This window comes from Dellaglioa sp. CoH-56-MRSF-13 (genome assembly GCF_056782095.1).
In genome coordinates, this window is the sequence record NZ_JBXAYC010000151.1 from 1 (window position 1) to 290 (window position 290).

General features: G+C 69.7%; 1 protein-coding gene. It reads left to right on the top strand.

Annotated features, from left to right (window positions below; all coding sequences use genetic code 11):
• A partial coding sequence (locus AC1RP1_RS08265; RefSeq protein ID WP_481762763.1) for a PASTA domain-containing protein occupies positions 1–289 on the top strand: 289 nt, incomplete at its 5' end.
• Position 290 lies beyond the last annotated feature (1 nt).

Sequence of the window (290 nt, forward strand, 5' to 3'; positions counted from 1 at the left end):
GGCCACCTGGGTGGGCAACGTGTCCGGCCAGACCGCACTGCGCAGCCTCTCCTTCGACGGCATCGGGGGTGGCAACGTCAAGTTCTCGATCGCCCGGCCGATCCTGAAAGCGCTCGACGCCCTCTACGGCGGCGACGACTTCCCGAAGCCGGACAACTCGGTGCTGTACGGCAGCCAGGTGACCGTGCCCGACGTCAGCGGCAAGACGCCCGACCAGGCGACGGCGCTGCTGCAGGGCCTCGGCCTCACCGTCACGGTCGATCAGACCCCGCTCGGGACCGGGGTCTGAT